This window comes from Citrobacter sp. CRE-46 (assembly GCF_059615875.1).
Window position 1 is genome coordinate 2,976,555 of record NZ_CM184341.1, and the last position, 24,932, is coordinate 3,001,486.

A 24,932-nucleotide genomic window follows, 5' to 3' on the forward strand; every position below is an offset into this window, starting at 1 on the left:
ATCCTGCCTTTATTTAAACTGTTTGAGGAAACGCAGATCGTTTTCGAAGAAAGAACGCAGATCGGTCACGCCATAACGCAGCATGGTCAGACGCTCCATACCCATACCGAATGCAAAGCCGGAGTAGATTTCCGGATCGATACCCACGTTGCGCAGCACGTTCGGGTGAACCATCCCGCAGCCCAGCACTTCCAGCCATTTGCCGTTTTTGCCCATCACATCAACTTCCGCAGAAGGTTCGGTGAATGGGAAGTAAGAAGGACGGAAGCGAACCTGCAGATCTTCTTCAAAGAAGTTGCGCAGGAAATCGTGCAGCGTACCTTTCAGGTTGGTGAAGTTGATGTTGGTATCAACAATCAGCCCTTCCATCTGATGGAACATTGGGGTGTGCGTCTGATCGTAATCGTTACGGTATACGCGCCCAGGGGCGATGATACGGATCGGCGGCTGTTTTTCTTTCATGGTGCGGATCTGCACGCCGGAAGTCTGCGTACGCAGCAGACGGGTCGCGTCAAACCAGAAAGTGTCGTGATCAGCACGCGCCGGGTGATGGCCAGGAATATTCAGTGCGTCGAAGTTATGATAGTCATCTTCGATTTCCGGACCGGTCGCCACGGTAAAGCCCAGCTCACCGAAGAAGCTTTCAATACGATCGATAGTACGTGTTACCGGATGCAGACCGCCATTTTCGATACGACGTCCCGGCAGAGAGATATCGATCGTTTCTTCAGCCAGACGGGCATTCAGCGCAGCACTTTCTAATTCGGCTTTACGTGCGTTCAGCGCTTGCTGTACCTGCTCTTTGGCTTCGTTTATCACCGCACCTGCTGCCGGACGCTCTTCTGGCGGCAGCTCGCGCAGGGTTGTCATTTGAAGGGTCAAGTGCCCTTTCTTGCCCAAATATTCGACGCGGACATTGTCTAACGCGGCAACATCTGAAGCCTGGTTAATGGCGGCCGTTGCACTGGCAACCAGCTCTGCGAGATGTGACATGGTTTTCCTCGTTATGTGGCGATATTCACTAGTCGCTCGTCTATACGCAAAATCATTCAAGTTGTATCAAGGCGGCAAAAGAGCAAATCCTCAGGAGCGTACATCAGTACGTGACTGAGGTGAGCGAATGCAGCCAACACAGAGACAACTTGAAGGATGACGCGTATAAAAAAAGCCTCCACCAGGGAGGCTTTTAGGCGCTGTTTTCCGTTTCTTCTTTCACGCGCAAGCCTCCTGGATTCAGGTGCTAAAGTAAAAGAAGAAGCGGAAAATAGCAGCATTCATGCTTGCATTACCTTATGTGGTAAAAACCGGACAACCTTTATTGAAAAGGCTTACGGGTAAAATGTCAACTAATTGATTGCGCTACAATAAAAGAGAGGGAGCCAGGCTCCCTCTTTTCACCGGCTTATGCCAGAGCTGCTTTCGCTTTTTCGACCAGAGCGGTGAACGCTACTTTGTCGAATACTGCGATGTCAGCCAGGATCTTACGGTCGATTTCAACAGAGGCTTTTTTCAGGCCGTTGATGAATTTGCTGTAAGAAATACCGTTCTGACGTGCTGCTGCGTTGATACGCGCAATCCACAGTTGACGGAACTGACGCTTTTTCTGACGACGGTCACGATAAGCGTACTGACCAGCTTTGATAACAGCCTGGAAGGCAACGCGGTATACGCGAGAACGCGCACCGTAGTAGCCTTTAGCTTGTTTCAAAATTTTCTTGTGACGTGCACGGGCAACTACACCACGTTTTACGCGAGCCATATGTGCTCTCCTGTATCTATATTCTTAGTAAAAAATTAATTAAACGTTAACGGCTTATGCGTACGGCAGGCACGCGATAACCAGACCCAGATCGCCTTTAGAAACCAGGCCTTTTGGACGCAGGTGACGTTTACGCTTAGTAGATTTTTTGGTCAGAATATGACGCAGGTTTGCGTGCTTACGCTTAAATCCACCACCACCGGTTTTTTTGAAGCGCTTAGCAGCACCGCGTACGGTCTTAATTTTTGGCATTTTAATAACTTCCACTTCGCATTGTTAATAAACGAAACGTAGGCGAACAACAGCTGTGGAACCCGCAGGCTCCACAGACATTGCTACTTGAAGGCCTTACTGTTTCTTCTTAGGAGCGAGCACCATGATCATCTGACGGCCTTCGATCTTCGTAGGGAAGGATTCGACTACTGCCAGTTCACTCAGATCGTCACGGACGCGGTTGAGCACTTCCATACCGATCTGTTGGTGGGCCATCTCACGGCCGCGAAAACGCAGCGTGATCTTAGCCTTATCGCCATCTTCCAGAAAGCGTACCAGGCTGCGGAGTTTTACCTGGTAATCGCCATCGTCGGTGCCAGGACGGAATTTAATTTCCTTAACCTGGATAACTTTTTGCTTTTTCTTCTGTTCCTTAGAAGACTTACTCTTTTCATAAAGGAACTTGCCGTAGTCCATAATACGACAAACTGGCGGTTCGGCGTTAGGGCTGATTTCAACTAAATCTACTCCAGCTTCTTCAGCTTTTTCGATTGCTTCTCTCAGACTCACAATACCCAAAGCTTCGCCTTCCAGACCTGTTAAGCGAACTTCCAGGGCGCGAATCTCGCCATTAATACGATTCGGACGTGCCGTTTGAACTCGTTTTCCGCCTTTAATACCTTATTCCTCCAGTTGTTGAAGACTGCGGCTGCGAATCTCTTGTTGCAGCTTCTCAATCACTTCATTTACGTCCAGGCTGCCCAAGTCTTTGCCACGACGGGTGCGCACGGCAACTTTGCCTGCTTCAACCTCTTTGTCGCCACAGACCAACATGTAAGGGACACGACGTAAAGTGTGCTCGCGGATTTTAAAGCCAATCTTCTCATTTCTCAAGTCTGCTTTTACACGAATGCCCGCATTTTGTAGTTTCTGCGTTAATTCGTTAACGTATTCAGACTGAGAATCGGTAATGTTCATGACCACAACCTGAACCGGCGCAAGCCAGGTCGGGAAGAAGCCAGCAAACTCTTCGGTCAGAATACCGATGAAACGTTCCATCGACCCAAGAATTGCGCGGTGAATCATAACCGGCACCTGACGCTCGTTGTTTTCGCCAACATAAGAGGCGCTTAAACGGGACGGCAGAGAGAAGTCCAGCTGTACAGTACCGCACTGCCATGCACGATCGAGGCAGTCATACAGGGTAAATTCAATTTTCGGACCGTAGAATGCGCCCTCACCCAGTTGGAACTCAAACGGGATGTTGTTTTCTTCCAACGCAACGGCCAGGTCAGCTTCAGCACGGTCCCACATTTCATCGCTACCGATACGTTTTTCGGGGCGAGTGGACAGTTTGACGACGATCTTCTCGAAGCCAAAGGTGCTGTACATATCGTAGACCATACGAATACAAGCGTTAACTTCATCACGGATCTGTTCTTCAGTACAGAAGATATGCGCATCATCCTGAGTGAAGCCACGAACGCGCATCAGACCGTGCAGCGCGCCTGACGGCTCGTTACGGTGGCAGCTACCAAACTCAGCCATACGCAGCGGCAGATCGCGATAAGATTTCAGACCCTGATTAAAGATCTGTACGTGGCCCGGGCAGTTCATGGGCTTAATGCAGTATTCACGGTTCTCTGAAGACGTCGTGAACATCGCATCTTTGTAGTTATCCCAGTGACCTGTTTTTTCCCACAGCACGCGGTCCATCATGAACGGACCTTTAACTTCCTGATACTGATATTCTTTCAGTTTCGAACGAACGAAGACTTCCAGTTCACGGAAGATAGTCCAGCCATCATTGTGCCAGAACACCATACCCGGCGCTTCTTCCTGCATATGATACAGGTCAAGCTGTTTACCGATTTTACGGTGATCGCGTTTGGCGGCTTCTTCCAGACGTTGCAGGTAGGCGTTGAGGGCTTTTTTATCTGCCCATGCAGTACCATAAATACGCTGCAGCATCTTATTATTGCTGTCGCCACGCCAGTATGCCCCAGCGGTCTTCATCAGTTTGAAGTGATGGCAGAAACGCATGTTCGGCACGTGCGGGCCACGGCACATATCGACATATTCTTCATGATGGTACAAGCCAGGCTTGTCATCATGGGCAATGTTTTCATCAAGAATAGAGACTTTATAGGTCTCGCCACGCTTCACGAAGGTTTCACGCGCTTCGTACCAGCTGACTTTCTTCTTAATGACATCGTAGTTTTTCTCAGCGAGCTCGTGCATCCGCTTCTCGAGCGCGTCGACGTCTTCCTGGGTTAACGTACGGTCAAGATCGATATCGTAGTAAAAACCGTTGTCAACAACCGGTCCGATCGCCATTTTGGTGTGCGGCCAGAGTTGTTTGATCGCGTGCCCTAACAGGTGCGCACAGGAGTGACGAATGATCTCCAGACCTTCTTCATCCTTCGCGGTGATGATGGAGAGCTTCGCATCATGTTCAATCAGATCGGAAGCATCTACCAGCTCACCGTTAACACGGCCAGCAATCGTGGCTTTCGCCAGACCTGGACCGATGTCCAGCGCAACATCCATGGGGCTTACAGCGTGGTCGTAATGGCGTTGGCTGCCATCAGGAAGAGTAATAACAGGCATGTTATATCCTTATTTGCAGTGGTGCCCCACACGTAAGAGCACATACAAAGATTCAATATTTAAAATTATCAAAAAGGTGTGGGCTGATTCCCGCTTCACTCTGCGAAATATGTCACGGGTTGCCTTGGTGGCGACGCTGGACCTACGCCCTTTTTTTGATAACACCGTTGACAGTGTACACGGTGTTACGAGCCGATCAAAGCAGCAATCAACGCGCACTGTATGATGTAAATCAATTCACTGACACCCTGACGTCTTTGTTACACTTGCCGAAAGTCATCGAATATGAGCGGGAAAGAACTATGCCAACAAATCGCTTTGCGAAGAAACACTGGAAAATAGTTGTGATTCTGCTTGTTATTTGTGCGGCCATGCTGATGCTGCGTTGGGCCGCAATGATCTGGGGTTAAATTATTGGCACCGGCAGTACGGTTCCGTTTATTTATCTATTAAATAGAATTTACCTGAAAAATAGCGCGTTATTGGTACGTGGTAAAAATAAAACGTAGAGTAAATATTAAATAAACTTAACTTTAACTGGGAAAACCGGGCCAATTATTTGACCCGGCTTGTCATTACATACGATAACCGAGCGAAACAGTCGTTCGACGATCGGTATGCTCCGGCGCCGTTGCCGGCGGTTCAGAGTTCCAGGTCACGTTGTAAGCCACCTTTAACCCGAAGTGTTCATTGATGGCAACGTTCAAAGCCGTTTCAGAGTTGAGTGTCGTATCGTCAGCACCGAATACCGATACACCCTGAGTAAATTTGGTGTTATCCGTCATCTGCCACGCATACGCCCCGGACGCATAGCCCAACGGCTGCGTTTCGGTGGTGCCATCAGTGTGCTCGTCATAACGAACACCAGGACCGAATTCAAAACGGAAGCTGTGCACCGGTCCATTAAGGAACTGACGACCGTAACCTGCGGTCAGTACGTCACGCTCGCGATAACCGTTGTAGCGGTCGGTCAACCAGCTTGCCTGCCCAAAGAGATAGTCATAGTCGGTCATGTTGTAACGACTACGGCCCCCTACGGCATATTTCTCTGATGAACGCTCATCATTTGAGGAGGTGTTGCTGGCATTTCCCCACAGAGACCACGCCGTAGTTTGACCATACCAGGTCATGTTGGTGTCTGCAGTTAAAGAAGAACTTTTTGTGTTGCCTGACTGGGCGAGATATCCCGCGTTCAGGTTACCTTCAAAGGGTTTTTTCGCGCTGGAAGGATCATCCATGACAGTAAAAACGGAATCATCGGCGGCAGCATGCATTGACGCAAGCAGGCCTCCCATCAGCATGAATGCTGTGGGCACTGTCTTCAAAAGCTTCATTTATTAAGAGTCCGTACAACAAAAAAAGAGACCATAACGGTCTCGGAAACTTTCATATGGATCAATGACAAAAGACCCTTGAAAGGTAACAAATTATAAAAAGACTCGAATAACATAGCAATAAATTCTTATTTCATTTTTTGAATAAGAGCGTTCTTAAATCGATATTTTATTTATATAACTTTGACCCGATAATTTTAAATAAAGATATGAAAAATCATGTTGTTAATTACTTCACTTTCGGGATGTTAAGTGCCAGACTGAAGGCAGCCTAACAGGAGGTAAAGATGGTACGTATCTATACGTTAACACTTGCGCCCTCTCTCGATAGCGCAACAATTACTCCGCAAATCTACCCTGAGGGTAAACTTCGCTGTACCTCGCCGGTTTTTGAACCCGGTGGCGGCGGCATCAACGTCGCTCGTGCAATAGCGCATCTTGGCGGTACTGCGACGGCTATCTTCCCCGCGGGCGGGGCCACGGGAGAGCATCTTGTTGCATTGCTCGCCGACGAAAATGTTCCCGTCTCTACAGTCGAAGCCAAAGACTGGACCCGCCAAAATCTGCACGTCCACGTTGAGTCCAGCGGTGAGCAGTATCGCTTCGTTATGCCCGGGGCTGCGCTGACCGATGATGAGTTCTATCAACTTCAGGATCAGGTGCTGGAAATTGAGTCCGGCGCGCTGCTGGTGATTAGCGGCAGTTTGCCGCCTGGCGTACAACTTGAGAAGCTGACCCGACTCGTTACCTCAGCACAAAAACAGGGTATTCGCTGCATCGTCGATAGCTCAGGCGAGGCGCTAACGGCGGCGTTAGCCATCGGCAATATCGAACTGGTCAAACCCAACCTTAAAGAACTGAGCGCGCTGGTGAACCGCGAACTCACCCAACCTGATGACGTGCGTAAAGCCGCGCAGGAGATTGTGCAATCGGGTAAAGCACACCGCGTCGTGGTCTCTCTTGGGCCACAAGGGGCGCTGGGCGTTGATCGCGACACCTGCGTCCAGGTGGTTCCACCACCGGTGAAAAGTCAAAGTACCGTAGGCGCAGGCGACAGCATGGTCGGCGCCATGACGCTTAAACTGGCTGAGAACGCACCTTTTGACGATATTGTTCGTTTCGGGGTTGCCGCCGGTAGCGCAGCAACCCTGAATCAGGGGACGCGTCTGTGCGCTTTGGACGATACGCAAAAAATATATGCATACCTTGCGCAGTAATGCCACCGTCCCCCTTCTTACCAGGAAGGGGGATTTTCCGGTAAAACTGTCGGCATGGTTGTTATACGTCTATGATAAAAAATCACGTGATTACAAAGAAGTGAATCATGTGCAAACAGACGTCTCCACAACTGTGCGAGATGAAGAAGAACGACAAACATTAAGTGCCTTTCCAGCGATGACGCGTCCGTGGTGTGCGTCAGTTCGTGTTTTTTAACCGCATTCTTGCGCTAACCTTATGATCTGGCAGACAACATGGGGAGAGACATCATGTGGCAGGCTATCAGTCGTCTTTTAAGCGAGCAATTAGGTGAAGGCGAAATCGAACTGCGTAATGAACTGCCCGGCGGAGAGATCCACGCCGCATGGCATTTACGCTATGCGGGGCGCGATTTTTTCGTCAAATGCGATGAAAGAGAGCTGTTGACCGGCTTTACGGCGGAAGCCGATCAACTGGAGCTACTTTCCCGCAGTCAAACCGTATCTGTACCTAAAGTTTGGGCGGTAGGCGCAGACAGAGATTACAGTTTCCTGGTGATGGACTTCCTCCCTCCCCGTCCGCTTGACGCGCACAATGCATTTATCCTCGGCCAACAGCTTGCGCATTTGCATGAATGGAGCGATCAGCCGCAGTTCGGACTCGACTTCGACAATGCGCTCTCGACCACGCCGCAACCCAATGCCTGGCAACGTCGCTGGTCAACTTTTTTTGCCGAGCAGCGCATTGGCTGGCAACTGGAACTCGCCGCTGAAAAAGGTATTGCGTTTGGCAATATTGACGCCATTGTCGAGCATGTTCAGCAACGCCTCTCGTCCCATCAGCCGCAGCCGTCTCTCCTGCATGGGGATTTGTGGTCGGGAAACTGCGCGCTCGGCCCGAACGGTCCTTACATCTTCGACCCTGCCTGCTACTGGGGAGACAGAGAGTGCGATCTGGCAATGCTGCCGTTACATACCGAGCAGCCGCCGCAAATTTATGATGGTTATCAGTCCGTCTCGCCGCTCCCCCTGGATTTTCTTGACAGACAGCCTGTCTACCAGCTCTATACGCTGCTGAATCGGGCTATTCTGTTCGGAGGGCAGCATCTGGTTGTGGCGCAGAAAGCGATGGATAGGTTACTGGCGGCTTAACAACGCGCTTATCAGGCCTGACGTTACACAATGCGGCAGGCCTGATGTTTCAACGCTTACAAAAAGCCCAGTAATGAGAAGAAGAAGTAGCCGATGACGATAACGATCACCGGCAATATATACAGCGGAAAAATTTGTAAAAAGATCGTATGGTGCGGTACCACGATACGTGATTCAATTTGTGCGCGTGATAACCCTTCACTGCCTTTGGCCTGTTCCAGAATCAGTTGATCCTCAACACCTTCGCGTAAAAAACGCGCCTGACGGCTCATTCTTGCACCTGAATCCTGCAACGCTAAGCCGACAAAAATCAGGATGAAAATCAGCCAAAAAACGAAATTGAGTCCACTTTGAAAATCGGGTGTCGGCGAGTTATACCAAAATACGTTAAGAAAGGGGGTGTTCACCCGCATCATGTCGATCATTACATGGGCAAAATCGAGCATCACCGCATTAATCCCCTCCTGCTTTTCGCTGTGCGCATACATAAACTTCAGTACAGAAACCAGTGTTGAAATCAGCGCGGGAATGAAAATCACCCATCCCACCAGCCTTTTCAAGACGGCAATGCGTCCAGCTTGTTGATACGTCATGAGTTCCCCTTGATAAAGACGTGTCATTTTGGCCTAAGTTTACCCGTTGATAACCGTTTTCGCCTGATCTTTAAAGGCGGTATAATAGAGAATTAGCCATAATGAACGCTCAGAGCCTGTTATGACTGGCTCGAAATCCCTTTTATCACCCTAAAGGAGAGGTTGTGATGTCAACCCCGCGTCAAATTCTTGCTGCAATTTTCGATATGGATGGATTACTGGTCGATTCAGAACCGCTCTGGGATCAGGCCGAACTGGATGTGATGGCAAGTTTAGGCGTTGATATCACTCGCCGCCATGAGCTTCCCGATACCCTTGGCTTACGCATCGACATGGTGGTTGATTTGTGGTTTGCGCAGCAACCGTGGAATGGCCCCACACGTCAGGAAGTGACTGAACGTATCATCACGCGGGCTATTGCGTTAGTTGAAGAAACAAGACCGCTGCTGCCTGGCGTACGTGAAGCCGTGGCGTTGTGCAAATCGCAGGGACTTTTGGTCGGGCTGGCATCCGCATCACCGTTGCATATGCTGGAAAAAGTGCTGACCATGTTTGATCTGCGCGACAGCTTCGATGCACTGGCCTCCGCAGAGAAACTTCCCTACAGCAAACCGCACCCGCAGGTGTATCTCGATTGCGCAGCGAAACTGGGCATTGATCCTTTGAGTTGCGTTGCCCTGGAAGATTCAGTCAACGGCATGATCGCCTCGAAAGCGGCTCGCATGCGCTCTATCGTGGTGCCTGCACATGAACATCAGGACGATCCTCGCTATGTACTGGCCGACGTAAAACTGTCCTCGCTCACCGAGCTTACAGCCGTTCATCTGCGCGGCTAATCCTCTCACGGGCAATGCGAATCATTGCCCGTGAGATTATTTTTTAAAACAGCGTTTCATTTTCATTGTATTTCTGCTCAGCCTCTCCTATTCTTTCCGCATGGTAAAGTGTGAATGGAATGAATAATTGAGGTGAATATGATTCAGGATGCTTTTCGTCTCGCAGGTAAAGTTGCCATCGTCACCGGATGTGATACCGGCCTTGGACAAGGTATGGCACTGGCGCTGGCTGAAGCTGGCTGTGATGTGGTCGGAGTGAATCGTAAAACCCCGCATGATACCGCAGAGAAAATTAACGCGCTCGGTCGACGCTTTATGGCGATTCAGGCCGATCTCAGCCAACAGGACGTACTCGCCAGCATTGTGACACAAACGGTGGAGGCATTTGGTCGGATCGATATTCTGGTCAATAATGCGGGCACCATACGTCGCCAGGATGCGCTGGACTTCAGCGAAAAAGACTGGGATGACGTGATGAACCTGAATCTCAAATCCGTGTTCTTTCTGTCGCAGGCCGTGGCGCGCCAGTTTGTGGCGCAGGGTAACGGTGGGAAAATAATTAATATTGCCTCAATGCTCTCATTTCAGGGCGGGATCCGCGTTCCTTCCTATACCGCATCGAAAAGCGGTGTACTGGGTATCACCCGCCTGCTGGCTAATGAATGGGCCGCACAAGGTATTAATGTCAACGCTATTGCGCCCGGCTATATGGCGACCAATAACACGCAGCAACTACGTGAAGACAGCGAGCGCAATCAGGAGATTATCGATCGTATTCCAGCCGGACGCTGGGGAAAGCCAGACGATCTGAAAGGCCCGGTCGTTTTCCTCGCAAGTTCAGCCTCTGACTATATTCATGGTTATACGCTGGCCGTGGATGGTGGTTGGCTGGCGCGGTAATGTCGCACTTGTGACAAAGGGTTACAACGTCACCTCTTCCGCCTACTGTATAAAACCCCTATACTGTATGAATCGACAGTTTATTGGGTTTTATCATGACGGCGGAAGGCCACCTTCTTTTTTCTATTGCCTGTGCGGTATTTGCCAAAAATGCCGAACTAACGCCCGTTCTTGCGCAGGGTGACTGGTGGCATATTGTTCCTTCAGCCATTTTGACATGTCTGCTACCGGATATCGATCATCCAAAATCTCTGCTCGGACAGCGTCTGAAGTGGATATCGAAACCCATTGCCCGCGCATTTGGCCATCGCGGGTTTACGCATAGCCTGCTGGCAGTCTTTGCCCTGCTGGCCACGTTTTACCTGAAAGTCCCTGATACCTGGATAATTCCAGCTGATGCCTTACAGGGCATGGTTCTCGGTTATCTCAGCCACATTCTGGCCGACATGCTGACCCCGGCAGGCGTCCCCCTGCTTTGGCCCTGTCGCTGGCGCTTTCGCCTGCCGATCCTTGTACCGCAAAAAGGGAATCAACTGGAGCGATTCCTGTGTATGGCGCTGTTTGCCTGGGCCATCTGGATGCCACAGACCGTACAAGAAAACAGTGCAGTACGCTGGTCATCGCAAATGATAAATACGCTACAAATGCAGTTTAATCGTTTCATAACGCACCAGGTTGACTAATAAATCAGCCGAAATGTCATTTTTGGCATAAACAATTCCATTTGAATATAAGAGGCATGTCACAGTTCTGCTAATCTTGCGCCAACTGAATCACCATCGTACGGTGATCCGCATAATAAGATCAGGAGAACGGGGATGAACTTTCCATTAATCGCGAACATTATCGTGTTCGTAGTGCTGCTGTTCGTGCTGGCGCAAGCCCGTCACAAACAGTGGAGTCTGGCAAAAAAAGTACTGGTCGGTCTGGTCATGGGTGTGGTGTTCGGCCTCGCGCTGCACACCATTTATGGCTCCGACAGCCAGGTTCTTAAAGATTCCGTACAGTGGTTCAACATTGTCGGCAACGGTTACGTCCAGTTGCTGCAAATGATTGTTATGCCGCTGGTCTTTGCCTCTATTCTCAGTGCCGTTGCGCGTCTGCACAACGCCTCTCAGTTAGGTAAAATTAGCTTCCTGACCATCGGCACGCTGCTGTTTACCACGCTGATTGCCGCGCTGGTAGGTGTTCTGGTGACCAACCTGTTCGGCCTGACCGCCGAAGGTCTGGTACAAGGCGGGGCTGAAACCGCGCGCCTGAATGCCATTGAAACCAATTATGTTGGCAAAGTAGCCGACCTCAGCGTTCCGCAACTGGTGCTGTCGTTCATCCCGAAAAACCCGTTTGCCGATCTGACCGGAGCGAACCCGACGTCAATTATCAGCGTGGTTATCTTCGCAGCATTCCTCGGTGTAGCCGCACTGAAACTGCTGAAAGATGACGCCCCAAAAGGCGAGCGTGTTCTGGTCGCTATCGATACCCTGCAAAGCTGGGTGATGAAGCTGGTTCGTCTGGTTATGCAGTTAACACCGTACGGTGTTCTGGCGCTGATGACTAAAGTGGTTGCAGGCTCCAACCTGCAGGACATCATCAAGCTTGGCAGCTTCGTCGTCGCTTCGTATCTTGGTCTGGGCATTATGTTTGTGGTACACGGGATCCTGCTGGGAGTTAACGGCGTTAGCCCGCTGAAATACTTCCGCAAAGTCTGGCCTGTCCTGACTTTCGCTTTCACCAGCCGTTCCAGCGCCGCGTCCATCCCGCTGAACGTTGAAGCACAAACCCGTCGTCTGGGCGTACCTGAATCCATTGCCAGTTTTGCCGCCTCTTTTGGCGCCACGATTGGTCAGAACGGCTGTGCCGGCCTGTACCCGGCCATGCTGGCGGTGATGGTCGCACCAACTGTCGGTATTAACCCGCTGGATCCCATGTGGATTGCCACGCTGGTAGGTATCGTGACCGTGAGTTCCGCAGGCGTTGCGGGTGTGGGCGGTGGCGCGACCTTTGCCGCGCTGATCGTTCTGCCTGCCATGGGTCTGCCGGTAACGCTGGTCGCGCTGCTGATCTCCGTTGAACCGCTGATTGATATGGGTCGTACGGCGCTGAACGTTAGCGGCTCCATGACTGCCGGTACGCTGACCAGCCAGTGGCTGAAGCAGACCGACAAAACGATTCTGGACAGCGATGATAACGCCGAACTGGCGCATCGCTAAGCCTGTTTGCTGATAAACAAAAAACCGCCGGCGTGTCATGCTCCGGCGGTTTTTTTATATCCAGTTAATCGCTCAGTTCATTTTCCTGGCGAATCTGATTAGCCCAGCGTTGCGCTGATTCCGGAACCGTAAATGCAGGCGAACGCTGAAACGACTCCCCCATTAAGACAAAAGCGACATATTTACCGCGCAGTATCCATACGTCACGAAACGCATCCATTTTAACCGCATGCTCTGGCGGAGCAGGCTCCACGCGGGGCACGTAGCTAATAACCGGACGATTTTGTTGGCGAAGAGGTTTCATAATCAGTTGTTTCACTAAAGACAAATTCTAAAAATCAGAAAACCGCTATCTTAGCCGATTTTCCCCTCCCGCGTCCTGCCTTGCGTGCGCGGTTTGCCTGTCTCATCGCGCTTTACTTCCCCGGTATATTCCTGCAGGGCTGAGTGAGTGGTCTATAGTTAAAGCTTTTGACAGCAACAACGACCCTTTCAGCGATGAATACAGGAGACGAGTTTAATGTCACAGAAAGATAAGCATCCGCTCCATCACACTGCGCCGGTTCATGATGCCAGCGAGTCCAAACCCGGTCTTGATTCCCTGGCGCCAGCAGACGGTTCACATCGTCCAACGCCTGAACCCACGCCTCCGGGCATGCAACCCACCACGTCCGGCAGCTTAAAAGCGCCTGACATCAGAAGTGACAAACTCAACGCGCTGGACAGTTTTCGCAAAGGAAGCGAAGAATTTGCCCTGACCACCAATCAGGGCGTACGCATTGCAGACGATCAAAACTCGCTGCGCGCCGGAAATCGCGGGCCAACATTACTGGAAGATTTTATCCTGCGAGAAAAAATCACCCATTTTGATCACGAACGTATACCAGAACGTATCGTTCACGCCCGAGGGTCAGCCGCGCACGGTTACTTTCAGTCCTATACCGATTTAAGCGCAACGACAAAAGCCGATTTCTTGTCCGCAGAAAACAAGATAACACCCGTTTTTGTCCGTTTCTCAACAGTCCAGGGCGGCGCAGGCTCAGCGGATACGGTCAGGGATATTCGGGGATTTGCGACAAAATTTTATACTGAAGAGGGCATCTTTGATCTGGTAGGGAATAATACGCCGATCTTTTTTATTCAGGATGCACATAAATTCCCGGATTTCGTCCACGCCGTAAAACCGGAGCCACATTGGGCCATCCCACAGGGCCAAAGCGCGCATGATACCTTCTGGGATTATGTCTCATTGCAGCCTGAAACCCTGCACAACGTGATGTGGGCGATGTCTGACCGGGGGATCCCGCGCAGTTATCGCACGATGGAAGGTTTTGGCATCCATACTTTTCGGCTGATTAATGCGCAGGGGAAAGCCACTTTCGTCCGCTTCCACTGGAAACCGCTGGCTGGCAAAGCTTCTTTGGTATGGGATGAAGCACAGAAACTGACGGGTCGCGATCCTGATTTCCATCGCCGCGATCTGTGGGAGGCAATTGAAGCCGGCGATTACCCGGAATACGAACTTGGCCTGCAGTTAATTCCGGAGGAAGATGAGTTTAAATTCGATTTTGACCTGCTCGACCCGACAAAACTCATCCCGGAAGAGCTGGTTCCGGTTCAGCGCGTCGGTAAAATGGTACTAAACCGCAACCCGGACAATTTCTTCGCGGAAAACGAACAGGCGGCATTTCATCCCGGTCACATCGTTCCGGGCATCGATTTTACCAATGACCCTCTGTTACAGGGCAGACTGTTCTCCTATACGGACACACAGATCAGCCGTCTGGGGGGACCCAACTTCCATGAAATCCCGATCAATCGCCCTACCTGCCCGTATCATAACTTCCAGCGCGACGGCATGCATCGCATGGATATTGATACCAATCCCGCCAACTATGAACCTAACTCCATCAATGACAACTGGCCACGAGAAACGCCGCCCGGGCCAAAACGTGGTGGATTTGAGTCGTATCAGGAGCGCATTGACGGGAATAAAATTCGTGAGCGTAGCCCCTCTTTCGGCGAATACTATGCCCACCCTCGCCTGTTCTGGCTAAGCCAGACGCCAATAGAGCAACAGCATATTATTGGCGGATTCAGTTTCGAACTCAGCAAAGTGACCCGGCCTTATATTCGCGAAAGAGTGGTCGATCATTTGGCGCATATTGATACCACTCTGGCGCAGTCCGTGGCCAGCAACCTCGGTTTTGAACTGACCGAAGAGCAAACCCAGATCTCCCCTCCACCGGACGTCAACGGGTTAACCAATGCGCCTTCGCTTAGTTTATATGCGGGATCAAAAGGTGATATCAAAGGCCGCGTGGTCGCCATTCTGCTCAATGATCAGGTAAAGGCAGACGATCTGCTCACCATTATGCAGGCCCTGCAGTCGAAAGGCGTTCATGCCAGGTTGCTCTATTCCAGAATGGGTAATGTGGTTGCCGACGATGGCTCCGTCCTGACGATCGCGGGTACCTTTGCCGGCTCGCCGTCGCTGACGGTCGATGCGGTTATCGTTCCGGGTGGGAATATCGCGGATATCGCCATGAATGGCGATGCGAAATATTACTTACTGGAAGCGTATAAGCACCTGAAACCTATCGCCCTGGCTGGAGATGCTCGCCAGTTTAAAGCTGCATTGAATATCACAAATCAGAGTGAGGAAGGCGTGGTAGAAGCGGACAGTGCAGACGCACAGTTTATGGATACCTTACTGACACTGATGACTGCGCATCGTGTCTGGTCGCGAGCCGGAAAAATCGACGCGATCCCTGCCTAAAAAAATGCGGCGCATAATTGCGCCGCAAACTCAGGAATTACACGTTCAGAAAACTGCCAAGACGATAACCGCGCTCCGCAATAGCATATTTCAGTGACGAAGACGTCAGTACGTCAAGCTCAGTTAAGCGGGGGTAACAGTAGGCACTTTGACGAATAGTGTCATCGATAAAGGCTGGATGGCACATGACTTCCAGTGAGGACTCTCCCCGGTCTGCTGAGGCATCCAGCGTTTGTAAAAACAGCGCCTCAGAAATCGCTTCGCCATAAAACTCGCTGCTGAATCCCTGGGAAGAACGCAACGTGTCGGGTAAATCAGACGACTGGCACACCGCCTGACGATCGATACGCAATGCAATCCCTCGTTCGGCTGCAAAGCTCGCGACAATGGGGAAAATCTGCGGGAACATATGCACATGGTGATGGCTATCCAGATGCGTCGGTTCCCGCCCAAACAGGTCTATAAAACGCTGATACTGCGCGGCCAGCTCTTGCGAAATTTCATCCAGCGGCAAAGCATCTTCTTCTGCCATTTGCCAGATCCATTTCCCCAGCAATCCGTCACGCGTAAGGCCTGGCATTGGCGTCAACGGTCTGCCCAGCGTCAGAACAAAGTGCATCCCGACGGCAAGTGCAGGTATGTCACGACTCAGTTGTACCGCATGGTCAATCGCCGCGCCATTTACCAACGCCGTCGTCGAGGTGACCACGCCATTGCGGCAGGCTTCAACAATGCCGTAGTTTTGGCCTTTACTCAGGCCAAAATCATCCGCATTCACAATCAGTACGCGTTCCATAGCCGACCTCAGTTAGTGTTGTTCGCTTTTCAGTTTCTCGATGCACCCGGCGAAATTTGGCAGCCATTGTTCATGCGCCAGAATCAATTCACGCGCCAGGACTTCAGCGTCGCGGTCAGAATGCACCAGCGGGCTAAGGTTCAGCGCCAGCAGCACATCATTTAGCTCTCCGCTCAATGCCGCATTGCTCGCCGCCACTTCAAAGCCTTTAATGGTATAGATAAGACCGAGGACTTTCTCATCAAAATGAGTAATACGTGGGTGTGGCGTGGCGCCGTTGCGTCCCAACGTGCAGGTCATTTCTACCGCCCAGTCCGCAGGAATGTTATCGACATGCCCATGGTGCGGAATGTTGACATAATGTTCGGTCTGCTTATCGTTGTAGATAGCGTTGATCACTTCACAGGCCGCGTCGGAGTAATAAGCGCCACCGCGCTGTTCCAGCTCCTTCGGCTTAACGTTCAGCTCAGGATTTTTATAGAGATCAAAAAGTTGTTTCTCAACTTTCTGTACCACCTGAGCGCGTGCCCCGCCCTTATAGTATTCGCCCATCTCAATCGCCAGCATCTCTTTTGGCTTGAAGTAGTAGAGCAAGTAAGAGCACGGCAGTAGTTTCAGCGAACGAATCAGTCCTTCACTAAACGGCAGGTCAAAGATGTTCTTCACGGTAGACGCTTTCAACTCGCCCGATGCGACGCCGTCCAGCAGTTCATCAAAACGTGACACGCCGTTCACCAGCACATCTTTGATAAAGACCATATGGTTCAGACCGAACAGATCGATAGATAAATCATCGCTCTCTTTCAGCGCCAGCACATCGCTAATGAACATTTTCATGCCGACGGGAATATTACACACGCCGATGAATTTCTTAAAATTCGTATGGCGATAGACCGCTTCAGTCACCATCCCTGCCGGGTTAGTAAAGTTAATCACCCACGCATTCGGGCACAGTTCTTCCACATCTTTTACAATGTCAAAAATAACCGGAATGGTACGCAAACCTTTGAACAGACCGCCCGCACCGTTCGTTTCCTGTCCCAGATAACCGTGGCTCAGCGGGATACGCTCATCCTTCTCACGGGCTTTAAGTTGTCCTACACGCAGTTGGGTGGTAACGAAATCAGCATCTTTCAACGCTTCGCGGCGATCCAGCGTTTTATACAACTTCATCGGAACGCCAGCTTTGTCGATCATCCGCTGGCAAAGGTCAAAAATAATGTCCAGCTTCTCTTTACCACCCTCTACATCAACCAGCCACAATTCAGAAACCGGTAATTCATGATAGCGCTTAATAAAGCCTTCAAGTAACTCAGGGGTGTAGCTGCTCCCGCCACCGATAGTGACGACTTTTAATTTCTGGCTCATACGTTCTCCCTTCAGTGTCAAAACACTGACATGTATTATGCTCAACCCGTTTGTCAGGTATAGCGTGGCTGTCCCGACGCTATTTAGGGCAAGCTATAAAAAATGAGTTATTGGAAAATAATATCTACTGATTAAATTCAGTTAATTTCTTACGATAGCTATTTGGCGTAAACGACGTCAGCTTTTTAAATGTTTTAATAAACAGGCTTGGACTACTGTAACCAGACTCATAAGCAATATCCGTTACAGAATAGTTAGTCATTTCCAGCTGTTTTTTAGCAAAATTAATGCGAATTTCATTAATGATCTGCATCGGCGTTTTGCTGTAATAACGCTGGGTCGCGCGGGTCAGATACTCCTGGGATTTCGCGGACAGGTGTACCATATTTTCCAGCGCATTCTCGCTAAACTGCCGTTTATCATGCATGGTCTCGACGGTGGTTTTGAGCCACTGAGGAATATCATCCAGCACCTGCTCTTCGCGATGATGGCGCAGCCGATTAATAATATAGAAGGTGACCACTTCTACAAATTCATCGAGTCCGCTCTCACGAAAGTTCAGTGATGCAATAACCGTTTCAATGTAGGTAAGAAACGAGTTATTCGCCCGATAGACCTGCGATGCAACGAAACAAAACGGCAGCAGCGGGTGGTAGTGCTGTTCAAAAAAACGTTTACTGATACCGACGTTGAGGATCCTTGTCGCACCGAAATCATAGAAACTCTGGTGATGCGATCCCAACGGGATAAAAACAAAGTCCCCGCGCTCAAGCAATACGCGTTTACCGTTGATTTCCTGATAATAGCGTCCGGTTAAAACCAGCGTAAATTCATAGTAGTCATGTTGATGCAGCCCACTGATGCTCTCAGTTTTGTTATAGATGAACACATGGAAATTTTTGCCATTAAACAGCTGCTGTTCATAGACGGTTTTGATTTCCGGTGCGTTAATCTGTAGCTGCATTTTGCACTCCTCGCTATTTCAGCTTCTCGTGAAGTTCAATCAGTTCAGTGACCAGCTCGCGCGCCAGCATCGAGGTCATCAGATGATCCTGTGCGTGGACCAGCACCAGGCTGACTTTCATTTTACCTTCGCCCTGATCGCCTTCAATCAGTTTTGTTTGCACGAGGTGCGCTTCGTTCAGCGCCAGGCGAGACTGGTCCATCATGGTCTTCGCTGCTTCAAAATCCCCCTGCTTGGCCATTTTGAGCGCGCCGTATGCCAGGCTACGCGCCTGACCAGAATTAATGATGAGCCCCATCACCACTTCTTCAAGTTCTTCTGCTTCTGACTGCGTGTCGACGATATTCTCGATATCCAACATACTTTTATCCTCTGGTTCAGTCCGGCATGACCGCGAAGCCACGCCGGATTAAATTTAGAATTTCAATGCGTTAGCGATATCTTCTTCGCTTTCTTCTTGATCAATAACGTTCTGAGCTTTGTTGGCTACTACCACGAACGGCAGGTAAACCAGCGTTGCAATACCGAGGTTGAACAGCGCGACCAGCAGAGCGGCGACGCTACCGTTGGTGTTAAAGAACGCGCCCAAACCGGTTGGCATAGTCCACGGTGCGATGTTGGTAATCGGTGGAATAATGCCTGAGTAGTAAGCTGCCAGCGTAATCGCCGCCAGAATCGGCTGAACCAGAATGAACGGAATAAACATAACCGGGTTCATGATGATCGGCAGACCGAACAGGATAGGTTCGTTAATCTGGAAGAGGCCTGACGGCAGTGCCAGCTTAGCAACCTGACGATAGTCAGGACGACGCGATGCCAGGAAGATAGCGATAATCAGACCCAGCGTTGCCCCGCTACCCCCAAGGAAAATATAGGAGTCGAGCATCGGTTTCGCCCAGACGTGGAACGTCTTACCGGCTTCCAGCGCAGCGTCTACGGAACCAAACTGTTGGTAGATAGAGATATTTTCCAGCGCCCATGGCGTCATGATTCCGCTGTCCAGCGCGGTCAGCGCCAAAGAACCGTGAATACCAAAGAACCACAGCAGCGGAACAAAAATCACATAGGCCCAACCCACTACGCTACCCAGCGATGCCAGCGGCGTTGAAATGGAATCCATAATGATCTGATGGAAGTTGGTACCCCAGATGTTCAGCGCCCAGGCGATGATCCCCATAATGGAGAGAATAAGAAAGCCAGGAATCAGCGCAGAGAAGGAACGCGATACGGATGTCGGTACGCTATCAGGTAATTTGATCACCCAATTACGATGGACCACAAAAGTGAACATTTCCGCGACCACCAGGCCGATAATAATACCGGAAATAATATTCGCGCCGCCCAGCCAGTTAGCGCCAACCGCATAGGCTTCACCCACGCTGTACGGTGTGACGGTCATAAATGCGGCGACAGATAACAACCCGGCAGCCAGTGAGTCGACCTTGCGTTCTTCCGCCAGCGCCATGCCGATAAAGAACGGCGCCATCAATGACATGATACCCAGCGTACCGTTATAGACGTTTCCACCAATGCCTTTCAAGCTATTCAGCGTTTCAATAGTTGAAGCATCAAGTCGAATGCCCATCGAATAAAAAAACGACCCCTCCCCAAAGCTCAGGAAAACGTTATTAATTAATACAAACATTGCCCCTGCGAGGGTTAACGGCATTAAACGAATAAAACCGTTTTTGATTGCATTAACGTGCGGCTGCTTTCCAATTTTTACAGCAAAAGGAAGGAGTACCTTTTCAAGTGAAGCAATAGCGTTACTCATAGAAAAATACCCTTAAATACCGCAATTAATAATTGCGGTGAATGTTAATGAAATAACTCTTTGACGGGAAAAATTAAAATAAAATAATTAATTTGCTGCGGCTTTTTTAATTGCTGCAACAGCAGCCTTAAGCACGCCTAAACCATCGACTTTGCCATACAGCAGCGAGTCAATCACTTCCACAGGCTTGTTGGGTAACAAACGCTGAATTTCGGGCAACATATAAGCAATTTGCGGACCTAATAACACAACATCGGCCGCCGGGCCTTTTTCTCCGGCCAGCGTTTCAGGAAACGCTTCAATAATAACCGGCACTTCGTATTTTTCGGCCTGAGCACGCATCTTCGATACCAACAATGAAGTCGACATGCCCGCAGAACAAAACAGATAAATGTGTTTCTTTTCCATTAAAACGATCCTCATGTGCGATTATCTGTCAACCAGACACTCCGCAAGCCATAACCTGCATCCATGCTCTGGGTAACCTGCGTCAGCTAAATTACTTTTTTAGGTGGCTGAAACGAGTATACGGGATTGTACCGGTTGATGGTATTTCCTTGACCAACTAAATTGTCTCTCCTTGACCTGTCGTTATGACCCCCCTCACATTTTATGCAAATAATTCGCGGCAATAAATAAGATCGTGCGGCACAAAAAAACCGGCGCGATGGCCGGTTGTTCAGAGTGCTCAGGCAATAAACAGTTGTTACTACTTCGCTGCCTGCGGGTCGGTGTCGTACTCTGCGCAGGTCTGGTAGCCAGAGTTAATCACATGACCGGTATCGTCTAAAGCAACGAAATAGGTTTCAGCTTTACCATCTCGTTGACCCAGGATGTAGGTCTGACAGGTCCCGCGCGCATGGATCATGCTCACTTCTGAAGAAGGCTTACCGGCAATCTGCGCGACCTGCGCCCTGCTCATCCCTTTCTTCACATCTTTCACTACGGGCTGAACAAATTGGTCTTTGGTACGATCATAGGCCGTACACCCCGCCAGCATAGTCAAAACAGCCGCTGCACCCAGAATTCCTGTTAGATTCTTGTTCATTTTTTCGTCCTCTTGTTTTTCAGCGTGTTATGTAAGCCTGGAGCACAACAACGCATTTTTCAAGCAATCAGATGATACTTAGGCCGTTTCGGAAAATTCTATTAAAACAAAATGATGTTATATCAGGCCTGCATCCCTTGTCGTTTGGGCCTCAACGCGTTAGCTTTAACATATCATTTTATTTTTCACAGGGGGTTGCATGACTCTGCAGCAAGAGATAATCAAAGCGCTTGGCGCAAAACCGCACATTAATGCAGAAGAGGAAATTCGTCGCAGCGTAGATTTCCTGAAATCATACCTGCAAACCTACCCCTTTCTGAAATCACTGGTGTTGGGCATTAGCGGCGGACAAGACTCTACCCTCGCCGGAAAACTCTGCCAAATGGCCGTTTCCGAGCTCCGCCAGGAAACGGGGAATGACGCGCTACAATTTATTGCGGTGCGTTTACCGTATGGCGTTCAGGCTGACGAGCAGGACTGCCAGGATGCCATCGCCTTTATACAACCGGACCGCGTACTCACCGTCAATATTAAAGGCGCAGTGCTGGCCAGCGAGCAGGCTTTGCGTGAGGCGGGAATTGAGCTGAGTGATTTTGTGCGCGGCAACGAAAAAGCCCGTGAACGTATGAAGGCGCAATACAGTATCGCGGGCATGACCAGCGGCGTTGTCGTGGGTACCGATCATGCAGCAGAAGCGATCACCGGTTTCTTCACTAAATATGGCGATGGCGGTACTGACATCAACCCAATATTCCGTCTGAACAAGCGCCAGGGTAAACAACTGCTTGCTGCGCTGGGTTGCCCGGAGCATTTATATAAGAAAGCTCCCACCGCAGACCTTGAAGACGATCGCCCCTCTCTGCCGGATGAAGCCGCATTGGGCGTGAGCTATGACAACATCGACGATTATCTGGAAGGAAAAACGCTGGATGCTGAAATAGCTAAAAAAATCGAAGGTTGGTATCTGAAGACTGAGCACAAACGTCGCCCACCCATCACCGTGTTTGATGATTTCTGGAAAAAAGCATAATTTTTTCTGCCTAAGGCCGGGTAGCGCCCCTATTGCTGCTCTCCGGCCTTAGCAGCCTGATCATGCCGCTTTTTTAATCGCCCCTCAGCTGTTATACTGGATGGATAACCAGCAGCGGAGTGAAAAGTGGTACGGCGTCAATCAGCCCCTCGCCTGACATTAGAGGCAGCAGCAATTTATGAATACCCCGAGCATCTGCGCCCATTTTTGAGTGCGCTTCCCGCGGTGCCCGGCGTCTATCTGTTTCATAGCGAAAGCGACACCCTGCCGCTTTATATAGGCAAAAGCGTCAATATTCGCAGCCGCGTGTTGTCACACCTGCGTACCACGGACGAAGCGGCAATGCTGCGCCAGTCCAAACGCATTAGCTGGATTTGTACGGCTGGAGAAATTGGCGCCCTACTGTTAGAAGCGCGGCTTATCAAAGAGCAGCAGCCTCTGTTTAATAAACGGTTGCGACGCAATCGTCAGCTTTGCGCCCTGCAGCTTACCGACCAGACTGTTCAGGTTGTTTACGCACGAGATATTGATTTCTCCCATGCCCCCAATCTGTTTGGTTTGTTTGCCAATCGCCGTGCCGCGCTACAAACATTGCAAAGCATCGCCGATGAACAGCAACTGTGCTACGGCCTGTTGGGGCTGGAACCCCTGAGTCGCGGGCGCGCCTGCTTTCGCTCAGCGCTAAAGCGCTGCGCCGGAGCGTGCTGTGGGAAAGAGAGCCCGCAGGCGCATCATTCGCGCCTGCTGGAAGCGCTGGAAAGAGTGCGCGTCATCTGCTGGCCGTGGAACAATGCCATTGCGCTGCAAGAAACCCGCGCTGAAATGACTCAGTACCATATCATCAATAACTGGTTTTGGCTGGGCGCCGTTGCAACGCTGGATGAGGCGACAAGCCTGGCGAGAATGCCGGCTGGCTTTGACCATGATGGCTACAAAATTCTCTGCCGGCCTGTTCTGTCTGGCAAATATGACATTATTGAACTGAATCCGGAGAGTATCCCGGCATCCAGTTAATCTCGCTGAACAGCAGTTTTCCCTCGCGCTCCAACAGGCGCAGGGTGTGTTTACCGTCGTGCCAGCTCGCGCCCTGATCGGCCGTCAGCAGCTTCTCACCCAATTGCCAGGCGCCACTGATAACAAACACGACGCCGCCACGAGAACCAAAGGTCGTAAAAGTGCGATCGGCAACTCTGACTTTCGCCTGGCAAACATCTCGTCGGGTCATGATATTAAAATCCATCGACATCCGCCCTTCCGTCAGCTTTGCTTTTACTACCTTGTCACCAGCAAAAGTAAAAGGTTGATGCTGCTTCAGGGTGTGAGTGAAGATGTTCGCCTCTTCCAGGGTCACTTCACCTCCTTCCAGCAAGGTAATAACGCGTTCTACGCCCGGGAAAAGAGAAAACTCTCCGTTTGCTGCAAGAGAGGCGATACTCGCCCGCCAGTGAAAATCGCGTGTTGCTGGCGGAAAACAGCAAATCTCTCGCGTTTCTCCCGCCCCATTGCGCCACAGACTGACCGGCATTTTGCGGATATCGAAATATTCCATCACCCCTCCAGAAAGGCGTAGCACGGCAACCTGCCGTGAACAGCCAGCCATAAATCATCATTGTGATATTTACCCTGCAGAGTATCGTTATCGGCAACAGGGTTGATTTGCCTTAGTGCTGAATAGGGTATTTTGCAAAAAAATTAACGCTTCTCCTGGCGGGAAAGAAAAAACCGCCGATCCTGCCCACATCGTTAAACGTGTTGTGGACAAGAGCGGCGGTCTTGAGTTTGTTGCACACTGTGCGGCGCTGAACGCCGACACAGCATGACTGATTTAGTGTAGACGACTGGCGATTACTCGGCAGCTTCTGGCATTTTACCTTTCTGCGCCGGACGTTCTGTCAGACGCTTCTCAAAATTGGCATTAAACTGCTTTTTCTGTTCCGGCGTCAGAATGTTGTAAATCTTGTTCTGCGTTTCCATGTGCGCCAGCATGTTGGCTTTACGCTGTTCTTCCATCTTCGCAATTTGCGCTTCGGCTTTCGCTTTATCGAAGCTATCGCTGGCGATGATATCGTGCATGGCGCGGCGTTCTTCCAGCGGCGGACGCTTCATTTGATCGCGCTGGCCTTTCATAATTTCGCGAATCTGCTGTTTCTGCGCGTCGGTCAGGTTCAGGTCTTTGAACATCATGTCGTGATGCGGGGCGAACTTCCCGTTGTGATGCATCATTGGTTTGGCATCCGCTGGCGCAGTTGTTGTGGTGTCAGCAGCATGGGCCAGGTTTGCAGCGCCCAGCGCCAGGGTAGAGGCAACAAACAGAGCAGTCAGTTTACGCATAATTTCTATCCTTTCTTTCAGTTATTTTTACGACATTCA

At 50.4% G+C, this 24,932-nt stretch carries 28 protein-coding genes and 1 other annotated feature; of the genes, 10 read left to right on the forward strand and 18 right to left on the reverse strand.

Features of this window, described 5'->3' with window-relative positions; genetic code table 11:
- Nucleotides 1-9 precede the first annotated feature (9 nt).
- The 6 genes from pheS to thrS all read right to left on the reverse strand — a co-directional run bounded on the left by pheS (nucleotide 10) and on the right by thrS (nucleotide 4,582).
- Complete coding sequence (pheS, locus tag AC534G_RS14465; RefSeq protein WP_003832580.1) at nucleotides 10-993, reverse strand: phenylalanine--tRNA ligase subunit alpha; 984 nt, start codon at nucleotides 991-993, stop codon at nucleotides 10-12.
- 165 nt (nucleotides 994-1,158) lie between these two features.
- Nucleotides 1,159-1,283: a sequence feature (Phe leader region), on the reverse strand.
- Nucleotides 1,234-1,278 (reverse strand): pheST operon leader peptide PheM, encoded by a 45-nt coding sequence (gene pheM, locus AC534G_RS14470; RefSeq protein WP_001386830.1) that lies wholly within the window; start codon nucleotides 1,276-1,278, stop codon nucleotides 1,234-1,236. Its footprint overlaps the feature before it by 45 nt.
- A gap of 119 nt (nucleotides 1,284-1,402) precedes the next feature.
- On the reverse strand, nucleotides 1,403-1,759 hold the full coding sequence (gene rplT / locus AC534G_RS14475; RefSeq protein ID WP_003030578.1) for a 50S ribosomal protein L20: 357 nt from the start codon (nucleotides 1,757-1,759) through the stop codon (nucleotides 1,403-1,405).
- 54 nt (nucleotides 1,760-1,813) lie between these two features.
- On the reverse strand, nucleotides 1,814-2,011 hold the full coding sequence (gene rpmI / locus AC534G_RS14480; protein WP_003030583.1) for a 50S ribosomal protein L35: 198 nt from the start codon (nucleotides 2,009-2,011) through the stop codon (nucleotides 1,814-1,816).
- A 96-nt stretch (nucleotides 2,012-2,107) separates the two neighbouring features.
- The gene (infC, locus tag AC534G_RS14485) at nucleotides 2,108-2,650 is read right to left on the reverse strand and encodes a translation initiation factor IF-3 (protein ID WP_048997935.1); all 543 of its coding nucleotides are present in this window, start codon (nucleotides 2,648-2,650) and stop codon (nucleotides 2,108-2,110) included.
- 3 nt (nucleotides 2,651-2,653) lie between these two features.
- Entirely contained in the window at nucleotides 2,654-4,582 is a 1,929-nt protein-coding gene (gene thrS / locus AC534G_RS14490; protein ID WP_032939806.1) for a threonine--tRNA ligase, read from the reverse strand.
- A gap of 302 nt (nucleotides 4,583-4,884) precedes the next feature.
- On the opposite strand from thrS, the gene yniD reads away from it, so the two are divergent.
- Nucleotides 4,885-4,992, forward strand: coding sequence for a small membrane protein YniD (gene yniD / locus AC534G_RS14495; protein ID WP_087856702.1), 108 nt, complete (start codon nucleotides 4,885-4,887; stop codon nucleotides 4,990-4,992).
- 165 nt (nucleotides 4,993-5,157) lie between these two features.
- Here the strand turns inward: yniD and AC534G_RS14500 are convergent, their stop codons facing one another.
- Nucleotides 5,158-5,916, reverse strand: coding sequence for a DUF481 domain-containing protein (locus tag AC534G_RS14500; protein ID WP_038640176.1), 759 nt, complete (start codon nucleotides 5,914-5,916; stop codon nucleotides 5,158-5,160).
- 287 nt (nucleotides 5,917-6,203) lie between these two features.
- On the opposite strand from AC534G_RS14500, the gene pfkB reads away from it, so the two are divergent.
- Together pfkB and AC534G_RS14510 are read left to right on the forward strand one after the other, a co-directional pair.
- Nucleotides 6,204-7,133, forward strand: coding sequence for a 6-phosphofructokinase II (gene pfkB / locus AC534G_RS14505; RefSeq protein ID WP_061381454.1), 930 nt, complete (start codon nucleotides 6,204-6,206; stop codon nucleotides 7,131-7,133).
- A 270-nt stretch (nucleotides 7,134-7,403) separates the two neighbouring features.
- The gene (locus tag AC534G_RS14510; protein WP_069324267.1) at nucleotides 7,404-8,264 is read left to right on the forward strand and encodes a fructosamine kinase family protein; all 861 of its coding nucleotides are present in this window, start codon (nucleotides 7,404-7,406) and stop codon (nucleotides 8,262-8,264) included.
- Nucleotides 8,265-8,320: 56 nt separating this feature from the next.
- Here the strand turns inward: AC534G_RS14510 and AC534G_RS14515 are convergent, their stop codons facing one another.
- Nucleotides 8,321-8,857, reverse strand: a complete 537-nt coding sequence (locus AC534G_RS14515) for a YniB family protein (RefSeq protein ID WP_087856703.1) — start codon at nucleotides 8,855-8,857, stop codon at nucleotides 8,321-8,323.
- Nucleotides 8,858-9,024: 167 nt separating this feature from the next.
- Here AC534G_RS14515 and hxpB point away from each other — a divergent pair, with 167 nt between their 5' ends.
- The 4 genes from hxpB (at nucleotide 9,025) to tcyP (ending at nucleotide 12,803) form a co-directional block, all read left to right on the forward strand.
- Nucleotides 9,025-9,693, forward strand: coding sequence for a hexitol phosphatase HxpB (hxpB, locus tag AC534G_RS14520; protein ID WP_110498216.1), 669 nt, complete (start codon nucleotides 9,025-9,027; stop codon nucleotides 9,691-9,693).
- Between the two features lie 138 nt (nucleotides 9,694-9,831).
- A complete protein-coding gene (gene kduD / locus AC534G_RS14525) occupies nucleotides 9,832-10,593 on the forward strand; it encodes a 2-dehydro-3-deoxy-D-gluconate 5-dehydrogenase KduD (protein WP_069324270.1) in 762 nt (253 codons plus the stop codon).
- Nucleotides 10,594-10,676: 83 nt separating this feature from the next.
- Nucleotides 10,677-11,276 (forward strand): metal-dependent hydrolase, encoded by a 600-nt coding sequence (locus AC534G_RS14530; protein ID WP_087050648.1) that lies wholly within the window; start codon nucleotides 10,677-10,679, stop codon nucleotides 11,274-11,276.
- A gap of 135 nt (nucleotides 11,277-11,411) precedes the next feature.
- Nucleotides 11,412-12,803, forward strand: a complete 1,392-nt coding sequence (gene tcyP, locus AC534G_RS14535) for a cystine/sulfocysteine:cation symporter (protein ID WP_006684833.1) — start codon at nucleotides 11,412-11,414, stop codon at nucleotides 12,801-12,803.
- A 64-nt stretch (nucleotides 12,804-12,867) separates the two neighbouring features.
- Here tcyP and cedA read toward each other — a convergent pair whose 3' ends face one another.
- Nucleotides 12,868-13,110: a cell division activator CedA gene (cedA, locus tag AC534G_RS14540; RefSeq protein ID WP_230592298.1), complete on the reverse strand. Its 243-nt coding sequence runs from the start codon at nucleotides 13,108-13,110 to the stop codon at nucleotides 12,868-12,870.
- A 213-nt stretch (nucleotides 13,111-13,323) separates the two neighbouring features.
- Here cedA and katE point away from each other — a divergent pair, with 213 nt between their 5' ends.
- Entirely contained in the window at nucleotides 13,324-15,582 is a 2,259-nt protein-coding gene (gene katE, locus AC534G_RS14545) for a catalase HPII (RefSeq protein ID WP_110498218.1), read from the forward strand.
- A gap of 37 nt (nucleotides 15,583-15,619) precedes the next feature.
- Here katE and chbG read toward each other — a convergent pair whose 3' ends face one another.
- From chbG to osmE, 7 genes are all read right to left on the reverse strand, one after another.
- Nucleotides 15,620-16,378, reverse strand: coding sequence for a chitin disaccharide deacetylase (gene chbG, locus AC534G_RS14550; protein WP_038640162.1), 759 nt, complete (start codon nucleotides 16,376-16,378; stop codon nucleotides 15,620-15,622).
- A 12-nt stretch (nucleotides 16,379-16,390) separates the two neighbouring features.
- Nucleotides 16,391-17,746 (reverse strand): 6-phospho-beta-glucosidase, encoded by a 1,356-nt coding sequence (locus AC534G_RS14555; protein ID WP_038640160.1) that lies wholly within the window; start codon nucleotides 17,744-17,746, stop codon nucleotides 16,391-16,393.
- Between the two features lie 124 nt (nucleotides 17,747-17,870).
- Nucleotides 17,871-18,710, reverse strand: a complete 840-nt coding sequence (gene chbR, locus AC534G_RS14560; protein ID WP_003030617.1) for a transcriptional regulator ChbR — start codon at nucleotides 18,708-18,710, stop codon at nucleotides 17,871-17,873.
- Between the two features lie 13 nt (nucleotides 18,711-18,723).
- A complete protein-coding gene (gene chbA, locus AC534G_RS14565) occupies nucleotides 18,724-19,071 on the reverse strand; it encodes a PTS N,N'-diacetylchitobiose transporter subunit IIA (protein ID WP_038640158.1) in 348 nt (115 codons plus the stop codon).
- 54 nt (nucleotides 19,072-19,125) lie between these two features.
- Nucleotides 19,126-20,484 (reverse strand): PTS N,N'-diacetylchitobiose transporter subunit IIC, encoded by a 1,359-nt coding sequence (gene chbC / locus AC534G_RS14570; RefSeq protein ID WP_110498220.1) that lies wholly within the window; start codon nucleotides 20,482-20,484, stop codon nucleotides 19,126-19,128.
- Nucleotides 20,485-20,571: 87 nt separating this feature from the next.
- A complete protein-coding gene (chbB, locus tag AC534G_RS14575; RefSeq protein ID WP_003030620.1) occupies nucleotides 20,572-20,892 on the reverse strand; it encodes a PTS N,N'-diacetylchitobiose transporter subunit IIB in 321 nt (106 codons plus the stop codon).
- Between the two features lie 301 nt (nucleotides 20,893-21,193).
- Nucleotides 21,194-21,532, reverse strand: a complete 339-nt coding sequence (gene osmE / locus AC534G_RS14580; protein WP_006684842.1) for an osmotically-inducible lipoprotein OsmE — start codon at nucleotides 21,530-21,532, stop codon at nucleotides 21,194-21,196.
- A 199-nt stretch (nucleotides 21,533-21,731) separates the two neighbouring features.
- Here osmE and nadE point away from each other — a divergent pair, with 199 nt between their 5' ends.
- The gene (nadE, locus tag AC534G_RS14585) at nucleotides 21,732-22,562 is read left to right on the forward strand and encodes an NAD(+) synthase (protein ID WP_038640152.1); all 831 of its coding nucleotides are present in this window, start codon (nucleotides 21,732-21,734) and stop codon (nucleotides 22,560-22,562) included.
- 126 nt (nucleotides 22,563-22,688) lie between these two features.
- Nucleotides 22,689-23,576: an excinuclease Cho gene (cho, locus tag AC534G_RS14590; RefSeq protein ID WP_110498222.1), complete on the forward strand. Its 888-nt coding sequence runs from the start codon at nucleotides 22,689-22,691 to the stop codon at nucleotides 23,574-23,576.
- Here cho and ves read toward each other — a convergent pair.
- Nucleotides 23,536-24,111: an environmental stress-induced protein Ves gene (ves, locus tag AC534G_RS14595; RefSeq protein WP_069324272.1), complete on the reverse strand. Its 576-nt coding sequence runs from the start codon at nucleotides 24,109-24,111 to the stop codon at nucleotides 23,536-23,538. The genes cho and ves overlap by 41 nt on opposite strands.
- A gap of 296 nt (nucleotides 24,112-24,407) precedes the next feature.
- Complete coding sequence (gene spy / locus AC534G_RS14600) at nucleotides 24,408-24,893, reverse strand: ATP-independent periplasmic protein-refolding chaperone Spy (RefSeq protein ID WP_085049500.1); 486 nt, start codon at nucleotides 24,891-24,893, stop codon at nucleotides 24,408-24,410.
- Nucleotides 24,894-24,932 lie beyond the last annotated feature (39 nt).